At 46.1% G+C, this 14,738-nt stretch carries 15 protein-coding genes; 12 read left to right on the top strand and 3 right to left on the bottom strand.

The genetic code is table 11. The features are described from left to right. On the bottom strand, positions 1-729 hold the full coding sequence (locus tag AC56AD_RS13780) for a DDE-type integrase/transposase/recombinase (RefSeq protein WP_223293931.1): 729 nt from the start codon (positions 727-729) through the stop codon (positions 1-3). A 261-nt stretch (positions 730-990) separates the two neighbouring features. On the opposite strand from AC56AD_RS13780, the gene AC56AD_RS13775 reads away from it, so the two are divergent. Next, positions 991-1,131 (top strand): transposase, encoded by a 141-nt coding sequence (locus AC56AD_RS13775; protein WP_223294050.1) that lies wholly within the window; start codon positions 991-993, stop codon positions 1,129-1,131. Positions 1,132-1,267: 136 nt separating this feature from the next. Here AC56AD_RS13775 and AC56AD_RS13770 read toward each other — a convergent pair whose 3' ends face one another. Then, a complete protein-coding gene (locus AC56AD_RS13770) occupies positions 1,268-2,665 on the bottom strand; it encodes a B12-binding domain-containing radical SAM protein (RefSeq protein WP_012509361.1) in 1,398 nt (465 codons plus the stop codon). Between the two features lie 370 nt (positions 2,666-3,035). After that, positions 3,036-4,252 (bottom strand): IS3 family transposase gene (locus AC56AD_RS13765; RefSeq protein WP_498983794.1). Its coding sequence is split into 2 segments (ribosomal slippage): positions 3,036-3,976 and positions 3,976-4,252, totalling 1,218 coding nucleotides; the frame shifts between segments, so codons are not numbered across the junction. Between the two features lie 284 nt (positions 4,253-4,536). Between AC56AD_RS13765 and AC56AD_RS13760 the strand changes: the two genes are divergently transcribed. The 11 genes from AC56AD_RS13760 (at position 4,537) to AC56AD_RS13710 (ending at position 14,735) form a co-directional block, all read left to right on the top strand. Further along, entirely contained in the window at positions 4,537-4,896 is a 360-nt protein-coding gene (locus AC56AD_RS13760; RefSeq protein WP_012509358.1) for a hypothetical protein, read from the top strand. 79 nt (positions 4,897-4,975) lie between these two features. Beyond that, positions 4,976-5,212, top strand: coding sequence for a hypothetical protein (locus tag AC56AD_RS13755; protein ID WP_012509357.1), 237 nt, complete (start codon positions 4,976-4,978; stop codon positions 5,210-5,212). An 89-nt stretch (positions 5,213-5,301) separates the two neighbouring features. After that, complete coding sequence (locus AC56AD_RS13750) at positions 5,302-5,925, top strand: DUF1997 domain-containing protein (protein WP_012509356.1); 624 nt, start codon at positions 5,302-5,304, stop codon at positions 5,923-5,925. Between the two features lie 135 nt (positions 5,926-6,060). Continuing rightward, on the top strand, positions 6,061-6,291 hold the full coding sequence (locus AC56AD_RS13745) for a metal-sensitive transcriptional regulator (RefSeq protein ID WP_012509355.1): 231 nt from the start codon (positions 6,061-6,063) through the stop codon (positions 6,289-6,291). 6 nt (positions 6,292-6,297) lie between these two features. Continuing rightward, positions 6,298-7,620, top strand: coding sequence for a TolC family protein (locus tag AC56AD_RS13740; RefSeq protein ID WP_012509354.1), 1,323 nt, complete (start codon positions 6,298-6,300; stop codon positions 7,618-7,620). A 31-nt stretch (positions 7,621-7,651) separates the two neighbouring features. After that, positions 7,652-8,062 carry an efflux RND transporter periplasmic adaptor subunit gene (locus AC56AD_RS13735; RefSeq protein ID WP_012509353.1) on the top strand — a complete coding sequence of 137 codons (411 nt, stop codon included), beginning with the start codon at positions 7,652-7,654 and terminating at the stop codon, positions 8,060-8,062. Next, positions 8,055-11,267, top strand: coding sequence for an efflux RND transporter permease subunit (locus tag AC56AD_RS13730; protein WP_012509352.1), 3,213 nt, complete (start codon positions 8,055-8,057; stop codon positions 11,265-11,267). The genes AC56AD_RS13735 and AC56AD_RS13730 overlap by 8 nt, the downstream gene beginning before the upstream one ends. A 13-nt stretch (positions 11,268-11,280) precedes the next feature. Next, positions 11,281-11,589, top strand: a complete 309-nt coding sequence (locus tag AC56AD_RS13725; protein ID WP_012509351.1) for a hypothetical protein — start codon at positions 11,281-11,283, stop codon at positions 11,587-11,589. 14 nt (positions 11,590-11,603) lie between these two features. After that, positions 11,604-12,245 (top strand): hydroxyacylglutathione hydrolase family protein, encoded by a 642-nt coding sequence (locus AC56AD_RS13720; protein ID WP_012509350.1) that lies wholly within the window; start codon positions 11,604-11,606, stop codon positions 12,243-12,245. 202 nt (positions 12,246-12,447) lie between these two features. Then, positions 12,448-12,894, top strand: a complete 447-nt coding sequence (locus AC56AD_RS13715; RefSeq protein ID WP_041526568.1) for a CBS domain-containing protein — start codon at positions 12,448-12,450, stop codon at positions 12,892-12,894. A gap of 137 nt (positions 12,895-13,031) precedes the next feature. Next, the gene (locus tag AC56AD_RS13710) at positions 13,032-14,735 is read left to right on the top strand and encodes an FAD-dependent oxidoreductase (RefSeq protein ID WP_012509347.1); all 1,704 of its coding nucleotides are present in this window, start codon (positions 13,032-13,034) and stop codon (positions 14,733-14,735) included. Positions 14,736-14,738 lie beyond the last annotated feature (3 nt).

Raw genomic sequence — 14,738 nt, 5'->3', positions numbered from 1 at the left:
CTAAATTTTCCCTTTACTTTCCGGATCGCTTTTCCGGCAGAGATGGATTTTGAGACTGCGGTGTAACAGATATTTATTGAACGCCTCAGTATAGAGGATCGCACCACGGTTTTCGTTGGTAACTATCGTTGAATCTTGATCATAGACCAGTGTGTGCGGTATGCCTTCAAAAAAGGTGAATGCCTGTTCATGAGCCTCAAGCACGAAACGGGTGGTGATCGGCTGCTGGCTGAAGCTGACAAACTTTCGGCGGCTTCGGGAGAGCAGCATAATCATGAAGTAAACCTTCACTTTGTTCTCATCAGCACTGAGCATCCAGTACTCGCCGAAATCCACCTGTGCCTGCTCTCCATAAGGAAGTTGCTCGACGGGATAATAGTGCCGAGGGGTTCCTTTCGGTTTCGGAATATCATGGGATTTTCGGATCCACTGAACAAAGGAGTAGATCGTTCGAGTTGTTATCTCAGGGAATTCAGGGTGATGCTCCTTCAGCCAATCTTCTACTTGTGCAGCACTACAGTCAGGATAGTCGGCAACCCTGTTCTTGATGAACTGTTCATAGGGCTGCAATTTTCGGTAGCGCCGCTTTTGTTGAGCAAGGAAATCACTGAATTCCTCATCGGTCATGCGGAGGTACTTGCGGACAGTCACTCGGTCCAAGCCGGTATTTCGGCTGATTTGGCGAATGCTTAAGCCTTCTCGGGAAAGTTCCTTAACTTTATTGTACATGGTTAGCTTTTTTAGCTGTGTCCTCATAGCTCTGGGGTTTGATTTGGTTCGCACCTTCAAACTACGAGCTATGGGTGTTTTTTACGCTAACCCTGGGTGATTCTTATTTTCCGTTTTTGGCCTATTCTTGTTTTCCGATCACAGATGATTTGGATGATGATTCAAATGGTTGATATTTTAACCATTATTGGGGCTCTGAACGTGCAACAATAATAATGGACACCCTAAGAAGCTTTGGGGCGAAGCAGTCAGGTAAGCCAGGTGCCGGAAAACGGCGCGCCGTGGTTTAACGACCCTACCTCCAAGGGGCTGGAGCATAAAGTCAACAACGCATTGCCGGAAGGAATAAACAGCAAAATCCAGTTGTTAAAGGCGGCTGCCCGAGGTTACTCCTTGCCTTAATTCTTAAAGCTGGATTATTTCGGGGCGGCCTTTTTTCCGATAAACATGTTTAGCATCACAACTATAATAATACCGGACAGGTAAAAAACTACGGGTGCGACAAGTGTGGTATAGTCTATAAAATTCTGCACGTCTGTTATTTAATGGATCTTGTTGTTCTGATGTTATGGTTAACTTCAAAGGTATTGAGCTGCTCCTTAAGATTTCTTTTAAATGCAAGACTTGTGATAAGGTTGAGCAATTTATAGGGGTTATGCTTGACTCTATTGGCGATATTTATCCATGAGTATGTTTTGTAATAGCTGGTCATGAACTTATGCTGAAAGGCTATCGGGTCGTAGTGTTCTGAGTGAATTACTAGATTTATGGCATTGTATTTTTCCCAATCATAATCGGTGATAAGCCCCTTCTCCTTGTATTCCCAGTACATTTTCGTACCCGGATAGGGAGTGATGATTTGAAAAATCGGCATAAAGATATTATTCTTGCCCACAAAACGAACCAGATCGTCCATATCCTTAAAGGAGTCAAGATCCGGGTTGACAAGGAAGTTTCCCTGGACATTCAGTCCGGCTTGTCTGCACTCTTCAATGACCTGGGAAAATTTTTCGGCTGAGTTTATATGGCCTTTATTATACGCTTCAAGGGTGCTCTGCTTAATAGACTCAAATCCAACCAGTACCATATTGCAGCCCGACTCAACCAGTTTTTTTATCGTCTCTTTGTCTTCAAGGAAGTTCATGCTGAAAAAGACGCTGTAGTTGATATTGCATCCTTTTAAAAGATCCAGTGTTTCCCATAGCCTTTTTTTGCTAACACCGAGGTTCTCGTCGCAAAGCATGAACCAAGGTTTTGATGACTTCGATTTTGCTTTGAAAAATACTTTTTTAGCAGTTTCAATCTGGCGTTTCAGGTCTTCCGGTTTCTGTGATCGATATAACTTCCCGGTGAAATTAGGTGTAACACAAAATGAGCACTCATAAGGGCAACCGCGTGTTACATAGATCGGTATGGATTTTGACCCGTCAACTTTTTCCCTTTTGGAAGCCTGGGCAATTCTTTCGTAATCTAACGGAACGATTTTTGTTACAGGTGGGAAATCTTTTGCGTTGTATGTTGGTTTTAAACAGCCAAGACTTACATCTTCAAGAACGGTAGCCCATAAATTTTCTGCTTCTCCGCACACGATGCAGTCGGCATGAGCCATGGCTTCTTCAGCATTAAAGGATACATGAAGGCCGCCCAGGATGACTTTTTTGCCTTTTTCACGGAACTTGTCAGCTATCTCATAGGCTCTTGTTGCGTCGATAGTTCGAGAGGTAATGCCTACTAGATCGTAGTCACCGTCATAGTTGATGGAGTCTTCAAAATGTTCATCGGCGATTTCAATATGGTGCTCTTTGGGAGTAAGGCTGACGAGAACACCTATGGCCATATGGAATAAGGGCTTCTGGTTTGTCTTTGAGTCTTTTTTCCCTTTTGGAGCAATAAACAGCAGTTTGAGTGACTTTTTTTGAGTGACAGGATTCGTCATATTACTTGCCTAAGGATAAATTGATTTATCAAGAATGCCTGTTTATTTCGCGATATGTTAAAGTGCATCAAAAGTAAATCCGCTGTTCTTCGCGTAGTTCTGCGAAAAATAGAAAATAAAGATATTAAAAATATGGTTGATTAAAAATCGAAAACCACAGAACTTCAGATAGTGCATGATTTTACGACTGCTGTTTTGCATAGCTGGTTTTATTGGTGGTTTGGTGGCTTATATTTTCAAATGTTGTGATGGCGTTCGAACGTATCAAGCTGTTTCCGGAGGTTCTATTGAAACGAAAAGGCTATGTTATGAAGTGGACCCCAACCGGTGGACAAAAAGTGGCTGAGTTTAAGTTGGTAACCTGACCTGTTCATGCAGCGGAAAGGCGCTGCCCCTCTTTTACCTTTAACTCTTCTGTCTGCTTGTTCTTGTTATACTTGTCAACTATTCTTGCACCACCTCCAACGGCTGTCCGGTAAACCTTATCTGGCGTACTGTAGCCCAACGACTGATGCTGCCTTTCAACGTTGAACAATACAAAATATTCCTTTAATCCGCACTGTAATTCTGCTGCGGTGGAGTAACCTTTGAGATATATATCCTCATATTTGACACTCCTCCAGAGTCGTTCGACAAAGATGTTGTCCAGTGCTCGGCCACGTCCATCCATGCTAATACTGATGGATGGGTGCTCCGTGAGCGCTCCGACAAAGGCGGCACTCGTAAACTGGGTGCCTTGATCGGTGTTGAAGATATCGGGTGTCCCGTATTTTCGTAACGCTTCTTGCAGACAGTCAACGCAAAAGGTGCTTTCCATCGAGTTCGATAATCGCCAGGAGAGTACTTTCCGGGAATACCAGTCGATGACTGCCACCAGATACATAAAGCCCTTTGGAAGGAGAATATAGGTGATGTCAGTCGACCAGACTTGGTTGGGTTTTGTGACATCAACTCCCCGCAAGAGATAGGGGTAGATCTTGTGCTCCGGATGCGGTTTGCTGGTGTTGGGGCCCGGTGCCATACCGGCCAGACCCAACCTTCGCATAAGCCGCTGAACCCGTTTCCGGTTGATCTGGTAACCCTCGCTACGAAGATAGTGCATGATTTTACGACTACCATAAAATGGATGCTTGGTGTACTCCTTGTCAATCAGTTCAAGCAACTGCAAGTCTTCTGCATCAGGAAACAACACGATAGACGGCAAATATATCGTCGAACGATTAACGGACACAAGGACGCATTGCTTTGCCACCGGCAATGGCTCTTTGTCGCTGACCCACCATCTGCGCACACTCATAGGGACAGTCCGGACTTTTTTTTAAGCCAATCCAGCTCGACCTTTAACCGCCCGATTTCCGTATAAAGCTTTTCAGGATCTGCAGCCGGTTCAACTGGTTTTGGACCCCGTTTGGCTTCAAACAAGCTTGATGCCTGTTCCTGCAACTCTTTCTTCCACTTACCGACCTGAACGGGGTGTACTCCAAATTCCTGACCGATTTCATTCAGCGTCTTGACCCCTTGAATAGCCTCAAGTGCCACCTTGGCCTTAAAGCCACTGCTGAAATTTTTTCGTGTCCTTTTTGTCATTACCTGCTCCTTTTTGGGGCAAGTTAACAACTTAAACCACTGTCTAAAATTCGGGGTCCACTATATTATGAGTACCAGTGCACTTCATGTGCAAAAATTACAAAATTCTGTATGCTTGAAAAACTTTTTCATAATGGATGATCTCCTGTTGCGCCTCTTTTTGGTTACATTACCCATTGACATGGTAATACCAAGATGCTAAGGGAGCTTCTGCTTTTTTGATTAAGGCTGAAGAGTGTGCAATTAACCGGTTATTATTTTAAACATTCAAATGCATAACGATAATGGCAAATGATGAACAAAAAGGCGGATTTTTTTCCCGATTCAAAAAAAAAGCAGCTTCTGATCAGGAGGCGCCCAGCATCAAGCCTTCAACGCCTCCGGCAGTTCAACAGCAAAGCCGCAACGTCGTGACGAAACCTGAAACCAAGAGCTCTTTGGCGACCGCTGCGCAACCTGTCGCGCCCGTGGCTGCGGCTCCAGCATCATCAGAATCTCCTATTGATACTGTTGAGGCTTTCAATGTCTTATGTATTGCTCTGGTTGATATTACCAACTCGCAATTGAAGGTTATAGAGATGGCGCTCAGTATGTTTTCAAATTCACTCAATAAAATTGTGAATGGAGCAAAAGCAAAAGAGTAGGCGGCTTCGTTCAGGTTTTCCGATTCAGGGTTGATGATGAGTTATCAGGTCCCGGTCTTATGCTAAAAAAAAAGTTTTTATGGACAACCATCAACAGCGCCTTTCACCGGAAGGGCTGATCAAGCCTGTAGCAACGATTGTCGGCGGTGCATTTCTTTTATCTCCTTTCGGGATTCCTTTTTTTGTTCATGGAGTTCCACGGATCCTGCTTGCAGGACTTGGAGGGTTATTGGCTGGAAAAGTTGCAGACAAGGTTGTTGAAAAGTTTGCTGAAAATTTAGGACAGGTGATGCAGCAAAAGGCTGAACAGTGTTGACAATTTATGGGTGGAACTCTCAACCGACGACAAGCGTTTTAAAAAAATAAAACTCTTTATTGGGATTTTTAATCTTTTTTAATATTGCCATGGAAGTTGTTGGTAAAAGCAAAGCGCATGTTGTTCTTGACTCATGTTTACATGAATCGGTCCTCTATTTCTCAGATCATACAAAGCTGATGAACTGTAATCCTTATTGCAGTAACGTCAAGCATTTAATAGAACTCGATATGTTTCAATGGGTTTTTCAGGTTGCTGATCCCCGAAACAATCCGATCACGGCGGTTTTTTTTGTCCGCCAAGTTGAAGAGGCGTTTTCGTTTGAAGACAGTTATGGTCAGCAATTGGCTGCCAGGGTGAAAGATATGGCCCATCTCAATGGGAATGGAAAGCGGATTCGCATGGAGGCTGTTCATGATTATCCTCAGTTTGACGCGGTTGCTCCTCATACCTTTGTCGGCAAGGCAAGTTCCGAAATTTGCCTGCTGCATCAGCATGATGGCCGTACATCAGTTTATTTTGACACCAATATTGCGCTTGATTTTGATCTCTCTTTTCCCTTAAACCTCATGCCGGAGGGTATACTCAAGTTCATGAGCGAAGCGGTCATGTCACAGATCATGCAGCAGGCAACGGAAAGTATGCTCTGTCAGGTACAGTCAGATATTTGCTGTACTGCGGCTGAACTTGCTGTAGAAGGAGGTAAAAAGTAAGGGATTTTTCGTGATGTAGTCCCGCCTTTTTCCCCGCTTGCAATGAAAGTGCTTGCGGGGAATATTTTTTTTTATACCTTTATACCGGTACGGGGTACGGGTATCTTATTATTGCCGTTAAAACCAGAAAGTTTTATGAATGACGTGATTCTCAGACTGAAACGGGTAGGTGGTCAGGTTGAGGGACTTATCAGAATGATTGAAAGGGAGGAGGAGTGTTCCCAGGTTATTACACAGTTTCAGGCGGCAAAAGCCGCTTTGGATAACACTTTTTCGTTGGTACTTCACCGCAATCTTAAGGAGTGTATGAATAATGGTGACTCAAAAAGTGCGGAAAAGATTTTAAAACTCATATCTAAACAGTAGATGAACATGAAGATATATAAGGCGTTAATCGGCTTTTGCATGGTGGGCGCTTTGGCCGTTCCTCTCCAGGCAAATGCTGGCGAGACCATGAAGCTCTCTCTTTCCGATGCCATCGCCATGGCCCGTCAAAACAACTATACCGTAAAGGCTGCACGAAGCCGGGTTGATCAGGCTGAGGCAAAAATTGTCCAGACCCGTCAGTCATTCCTGCCGAAAGTTACGTTGTCGGAGACGCTTGTCTTGACCAATGACCCTGGGGCGGCATTGGTTTTTAAATTGCAGCAGAACACGATAGAGGCATCTGATTTTGATCCGGCAAAGTTGAATAATGCTGATATTATCAATGATTTCAATACCTCCATTCAGGTCATGCAGCCGGTTTACAACGCTGATGCTGCCGTAGGACGGAATATGGCGATAACGGCCAAGAAGGCACAGGAGCATATGGCTCTTCGCAGTGAGGAGACTATCGGGCTCCAGGTAAGCAAAGTCTATTATGGGTTGATTCTTGCACGCAAGAATATAGAGGCTGTTGAGAAGTCGATAACAACCATGCAGGCACACAGTAACGATGCCGCCAAAGGTTATCGTGCCGGGTTACTGCCGAAGTCTGACAAGCTGTCAACGGATGTCAGACTTGCTGAACTTCAGGAGCAGAAAATGTTGTTGCATGATGAGATAAAAAACGCAACAGAGTCGCTTGTGGTGATGTTGAACCTTGATCGGGGTGTTTCCATTATACCTACGGGTGATTTTGTTGTCGATGCTGTGCTGCCTGAGGGAAATGAGAAAAACAGGCCTGAGGAGCGGGCCGATCTAAAAGCGCTCGAAACCTATCGGCAGGTTGCAGCCCTGCAGGAAGAGATGGTTCAGGCTTCAAGGCGTCCACGTTTGAACGCTTTTCTGCAGACAAATCTGCACAGTAACAATATTTTTGGCGGGGGTTCAAGCTGGGCGCTCGGGATGAACATGCAGTGGAATATTTTCGACGGTATGTCTTCAGTGGGACGTATCCAGGAATCCAAAGCCCAGGCGCGTGAGGCAATGTACAATTATGAAGCTGCAAAGAGCAATAGTCTTGTGGAGGTGAGCAAATCGTTCCGGTCGCTGAAAACCGCCAAGGCAAGAATTGCCGTTGCAAGGAAATCATTGGAGGAGGCAAGGGTAAGTCTTGATTATATAAGCACACAGTTCAAGACTGGTATGGCGATGACCTTCGAACTCCTGATGAGGGAGCAGGCTTATACCTATGCTAAAATGAGGTTGAATCAGGCCACATATGATTATTGTGTATCAAGAAGTGAGCTTGAATATTACCGTGGCAACTGAGAAGCTTTCCTAACTGAAGCAGAATAATGCAATGAGCATGGATATAAAAAAGAGATGTCTTCTTCTGGTGGCCATTCCACTCTTTGTTGCGGGGTGTGGCAATCGTGAAGAGCCGAAAAAGAGCCCGATCCAGTCACCTTCAGTTGAGGTCGGTGCGATCGTTCCTGTTCGCGCGCTCAATTCAACCGAGAGCGGAGAGCGCTTGCTGGTGCCGGTATCGGCAATTTTTCATAAAGGAGAACTTACCGGAGTTTTTGTTGTCGGGGCTGATAACCGCCTCTCGGTACGTTGGATCAGTACAGGGCGCTCCATGAATAATGACCTTGTTGTTCTTGGTGGTTTGGATAAAGGAGAGCTTGTGGTTGGGGTTTATAGTCCAGCGCTTGTTGAAGGTGTAACGGTAAAAAAACGTGTGACTGTGGAGGATCAAACCAATGAATGAAGGTATTGCCGGTAAACTCGCAAAACAGTTTATCAATTCGAAGATTACGCCGCTTCTGATGGTGGCCTCTCTCCTTGTGGGTATTATGGCGACGTTCATGACCCCCAGAGAGGAAGAGCCGCAGATTGTGGTACCGATGGTTGATCTGTATATCCCCTATCCGGGAGCCACTCCGGCAGAGGTAGAGTCACGGGTCGCCAAGACGGTAGAGCGTTCCTTGACAGAAATTCCGGGAGTCGATTATGTCTATTCCACCTCCATGCCCGATTTGGCGTTAGTGACCGTACGTTTTAAGGTCGGTGAAGATTCTGAGAAAAGTATGGTCAAGTTGTGGTCGACCTTGATGAAAAACATGGACAAAATGCCATCAGGTGTCCAGTTTCCTCTGATGAAAAAGGTCTCTATTGACGATGTTCCAGCCCTTAATCTCACCTTCTGGAGCAAGACGAAGGATCCCTATCAGCTCCGTAAAACAGCCGTTGAGGTAGCCGATGAACTGAAAAAAATCAAGAATATCGGTGACGTCGAAATAAAGGGAGGATTGAAACGCCAGGTAAAAATTGTGCTGAACAAGGAAAAACTCCGGCAGTTCAATGTGAGCCCTTTGCAGATTGCCCGTCAGGTACAATTGGCAAACAGTCAGATGACTGCCGGAGATTTCAAGCAGATGAATGAGGAAATCATTGTCCGCTCGGGAAGCTTTTTTGAGAGTGCCGGCGAAGTTGCCAATATTGTTGTTGGTATCTATGGCGCATCACCGGTTTATCTCCGAGATGTTGCCAGTGTTGTTGACGGGCCTGAAGAGGTCAATAACTACAACTTTTTTGGCTGGGCTGCTGCTGCCCGGACAGGTTCCGCTACAGGGGAGTATCCGGCAGTGACACTGACGGTGGCCAAACGGCAGGGAAGTGATGCCTCCAAACTTGCCGACAAGGTGATTGCAAAGGTTGATGATCTCAAAAAGAACCTGATTCCTGCTGATGTGACGGTCAGTGAAACAAGGAACTATGGCGCAACGGCAACAGACAAAGTATTTACCCTGCTTGAGCATCTGCTGATGGCTGTCGTAGCCGTAACGATTGTCGTGGGCTTTTTCCTTGGATGGAGGGGCGCGCTTGTGGTTTTTGCTTCGGTACCGATCACCTTCGCACTCACCCTGCTCATCTACTATCTGCTCGATTATTCACTCAACAGGGTTACTCTTTTTGCCTTGATTTTTGTGACGGGTATTGTCGTTGATGATTCCATTATCATTGCCGAGAATATTCATCGTCATTTTGCAATGAAGCGGCAGCCCAAACTGCAGGCTGCAATTACGGCTATCAATGAGGTGGGCAATCCGACCATTCTGGCAACCTTCACTGTTATCGCCGCCGTACTGCCGATGGTTTTCGTTTCCGGTTTGATGGGTCCCTACATGAGCCCGATGCCGATCGGAGCTTCGCTGGCAATGATATTCTCCCTTCTCGTTGCATTGATAGCAACACCCTGGCTGGCCTTTCGTCTTCTGAAAACCGAGACGGGACATCATGAAGAGTATGATATTACCAAAACGGGTTATTACAAGCTCTTCAATACCATTCTCTCTCCTTTTATCGAGAGCAGTTTCAAGAGATGGATCGCTTTTGGTGTGGTTGGATTGATGCTCATTGGCGCTATTGCACTGGTGCCGTTGAAGGCTGTCCAGATGAAGATGCTTCCGTTTGATAACAAGAATGAGTTTCAGGTAATTATTGATATGCCGGAAGGAACCGCTCTTGAGCAGACGGCAAGAGTGACCAAGGAGATTGCAGCCTATCTGAAAACGGTGCCTGAGGTTCGCAGCTACCAGTATTATGTGGGTACCAATGCGCCCATCAACTTCAATGGTCTTGTCCGCCACTATTACCTTCGTCAGGCCAAGAACATGGGTGACATCCAGGTCAACCTTGTTCCCAAGGATGAGCGCAAGGTGCAGAGCCATGATATTGCCAAAAAGGTGAGAGCCGGTGTGCAGCAGATTGCAAAACGTTATAATGCAAACGCAAAGATTGTTGAGATTCCTCCGGGCCCTCCAGTGCTCTCAACTCTTGTTGCTGAAATTTACGGTCCTTCGCAGGTGGAGCAGATTGCGCTTGCCCGCCAGGTAAAAAAGGTCTTTGAAGAGACTCCGGGTGTCGTTGATGTTGACTGGCTTGTTGAGGATGACCAAAAAGTATTCAATCTTGTTGTCAACAAAGAGCGTGCTGCTTTCCGCGGAGTAAGTGCCGAGCAGATAGCCCAGACACTGCGCATGTCGCTTGCAGGTATGGATGTTGGTGTGCTGCATACGGACAAGGAACTTGAACCCGTATCGATTCAGGTACGTCTGCCTCAGTCTGACAGAACATCATTGCAGGATCTGTCAGGTATTTTTGTGCAATCGCAGGGTATGGGAAGCCTGACAACCCGTCTGCGCGCCGGCGAGATGATTCCGCTGTCGGAGCTGGTGACCGTTGAAGAAAAAATCCAGGACAAGAGCATTTATCGCAAAGATCTTCGCCGGGTGGTCTATGTGACGGCGGATGTGGCTGGTGCAACGGAGAGCCCGGTCTATGCCATGCTTGATATGGATAAAAAGATCGAGAAGCTTAAGGTTCCTGGAGGGTACAGTGTGAGTCCTCTTTATACCGCCAATCCGACATCGGAGGATAAGCTGGCGATGAAATGGGATGGGGAGTGGCAGATTACCTTTGAGGTTTTCAGAGATCTTGGCACGGCCTTTGCCGTTGTTCTTGTCATTATCTATCTGTTGATTATCGGCTGGTTCCAGTCTTTCAAGACTCCGCTGATCATGATGATTGCCATTCCTCTGAGCCTTGTGGGGATTATTCCTGGCCATATGCTGCACGGAGCTTTTTTTACCGCAACCAGTATGATCGGTATGATTGCACTTGCAGGTATCATGGTTCGTAACTCCGTACTGCTCATTGACTTTATCCAGATTCGCAGGGCTGAAGGTGTTGATCTTAAACAGGCGGTCATTGAGTCAGCGGCTGTTCGTACACGGCCGATTATTCTGACTTCAGGAGCAGTAGTCATTGGTTCTATTGTTATGTTGTTTGATCCTATTTTCCAGGGACTGGCCATATCGCTGATCTGGGGAGGTATTCTTTCAACCATTCTGACCCTCGTGGTTGTACCGATTGTCTATTATATTGTAGAGAAGAAATCAGCAAAAAAGTAGAAGAGGCCATCACATGAAATTTCTTGCTATTATGGGGCACGAGGAGACCCGTCCGCAAGTGCGGGCTCTCTTCCAGAAGTATCAGGTACACATGTTCAGCAATGTTGCAATCCGGGGCTGCAACTGTGACCGGAAAAAGCTGCAGCAGCAGTCTTGGTGGCCTTCAGATGAGGTGTCGGCAACCTATTCATCGCTCTGTTTTGCCATTCTTGATGACGACAAGGCAGAGGCGATCATGGTTGAACTTGAAAAGAATCCTATAGCCGAGGATAAGGATTTTCCGGCAAGGGCCTTTCTGATGAACGTTGAAAAAACAGCCTGATCAAGGGAAACTCCATGATTGTCAAACAGTTTCGGACAGGTGGCGACAGAAATTTTGGTTACCTCGTTGCTGATGAAGTTTCAAAAGAGGCCATAGTCATTGACGCTTCTTTCAATCCCGCCATTATTGTGCAGTTTGCTGCCGAACAGGGATTTGTGATCCGTTTTGTTTTTTCAACTCACGGTCATGACGATCATACCAATGGGAATGAGGCTATTGGTGTGATGACAGCTCTTTCTCCCCTGCTTTTCGGTGATACCTGTCCGAGGACAGGTATTACCGTTGAGGATGGAGCGCTCTTTCCTCTTGGTTCTCTTGAGGCTCGTATTCTTCATACACCAGGACATACGGCGGATTCCATTTGTATTCATGTTGGTGATGCTCTTTTTACTGGTGACACCCTTTTTACAGGGAAGGTGGGCGGTACCGGCACAGAAGAGCAGGCGTTTGCTGAATACCATTCGTTGCAGGATAAACTCATGTTGCTGCCGGCAGAGACAACAGTCTACCCCGGTCACGATTACGGCCTGTCGCCGATTTCATCAATCAGCAGGGAGCGTGCTTCCAATCCTTTTTTGCTGCAGGGTGATTTCAATGCATTTCTTGCTCTTAAACAGAACTGGGCAGCATATAAAAAGAGGCATGGAATTGCATAATTCCTCGTTTTGAGCGGTCAGTTTTTGCATTTATGTTGTTTTTTTTTATAAATTACGTTTACGTTGCCGGTTGTGTTCATAAATCTGGCAATCCTCCCTTTTTCTGCTTTCTTGACAATAAAATCGGTGGCCTGTCATTTACTCTGCTGAACGGTAAAAATGGGCGTTATCTGTTTTTTTAATAATAAGTAACCTGATGACTATGGATCAGCTTATAACATTGCGTACGCTTGCAGTATCTGCCCTTATGCAGAAAGATTTTCAGATAATCAAAGGAAGCTGTACGGTTGCCGAAGCTCTGCAGATTATGAAAAGAAGCCGGGAGAGTGGTCTTATTGTTGAGCCTCGTAACGAGGATGATTGTTATGGTATTGTGACTGAAAAAGATATTCTTGAAAAAGTGATTGATCCGGGAGAGGATGTTTATCGTGATCCATGGAATACGCCTGTGTTTCAGATTATGAGCAAGCCGGTTATCAGTGTTAATCCCGGTCTCAGGGTCAAGTACGCTCTTCGTCTGATGAAAAGGAGTAATGTCAGACGCCTTACTGTTATGGAAAACAATAAGATTATAGGTATCCTAAATATGACAGATGTGCTTCATGCTGTTGAGGAACTTCCTGTTCATGATGATCATGTAGCCCTTTAGCCATCGGGGTACGTTGCACAGCTTTCCTCAATAATACCAGAAAGACCAATTTCAGTGAACGGGGCACTTGCTTTTGCCGTGCCCGTTCATTTAATCAGTGAGGTTCTCTTTACAGCTTCACAAGGAGATTTGAGCGTATGAAACCATTTGATATTGTCATTGTTGGTGGTGGGGGTGCCGGACTTTATGCCGCCATGGAGGCAATGAAAACGAATCCGGCACTCAATATTGCCGTTCTTACCAAAGTCTATCCCAATCGGTCGCATACCTCTGCGGCTCAGGGTGGCGCTAATGCTGCGCTTGCCAACAAGGCAAAGAATGATACGGTTGAGATGCATATTTTCGACACCATCAAGGGCAGCGATTATCTTGCCGATCAGGATGCGGTTGATGTGCTTTGTTCTGAAGCGCCTAAAATTATTCGTGAGCTTGAAAATATGGGGACGCCGTGGTCAAGAATGGATGACAAGACCATAGCACAGCGGCCATTCGGCGGAGCAACTCTTCCAAGGTGTTGTTACTGTTCCGACAAAACAGGTCACACGATTCTGCAGACACTCTACGAACAGTGTTTGAAAAAAGGGGTGATTTTTTTCAATGAGTATTTTGCGCTGAGCCTTTCGGTTAACGGGAGTCGTTCGAGAGGGCTTATTGCCATGAATATGAAGAGTGGCAAAGTTGAGGCTTTTCCGGCAAGGACGGTAATTTTTGCTACTGGCGGATATGCCAAAATGTACTGGAATCGCTCAAGTAATGCTGCAGGCAATACCGGCGATGGCCAGGCCATTGCTTTCCGCTCAGGTATTCCTCTCAAAGATATGGAGTTTGTCCAGTTTCATCCCACCGGACTGAGAAAGAGTGGCTTGCTCATCACTGAAGGGGCGAGGGGTGAAGGTGGCTACCTTGTCAACAAGGATGGAGAGCGTTTCATGGCCAGATATGCGAAAGAGAAGATGGAACTTGGCCCGCGGGATCTTGTGTCGCGCTCAATTGAAACCGAGATCAATGAAGGGAGGGGATTTGACAGCCCTGCAGGAACCTATATCCATCTTGACCTTACCCATTTGGGGGCTGACCTTATCAAGTCGCGGTTGCCCCAGATACGAGAGATGTCCATGCAATTTGAAGGCGTTGACCCCATAGAGGAGCCAATTCCGATCAGACCGACCGCTCATTATTCGATGGGAGGAATCGACACTGATAATTTTGGCCGAACAGTTATGCAGGGCGTTTATGCGGCTGGCGAGTGTGGTTGCGTATCGGTTCATGGTGCAAATCGTCTTGGAGGAAATTCTCTGCTTGATATTCTTGTGTTCGGTCGTATTGCTGGCCATACAGCGGCTGAAGAGGCTGGCAAATTTGATCCGGGAACGATACCGGAAGTCGAACTCAAGGAGCAGTATGAAGAGATCCGGGGAGGCATGCATGCATCCGGTCACTATGAACGGTATGGCGCTTTGCGGGAAGATCTTGGTCATACATTGGCGAGTAACGTTGGTATTTTCAGGGAATCCTCTCTGATACAGAAGGGTATCCAGGATATTGCGGAGCTTAAAGAACGCTTTAAAAAAGTCCGTATCTTTGACACCAGTGATGTTTTCAACACCAATCTCATGCAGGTGCTTGAACTGAAAAATATGCTCGATCTGGCCGAAACCGTTGCAGTCGGCGCTTATGCCCGCCAGGAAAGCCGGGGCTCTCATACCCGGATTGATTTTCCTGTTCGCGATGACGAGAACTGGCACAAGCATACATTGGCAACCCTGGTCGATGGCAAAGTGGTCCTTGGTGAAAAGCCGGTGACTATGGGACGTTATGAACTTAAGGAAAGAACTTATTAACTA

It is taken from the genome of Pelodictyon clathratiforme (assembly GCF_982375515.1).
This window is presented reverse-complemented; position numbering and strand designations above follow the sequence as displayed.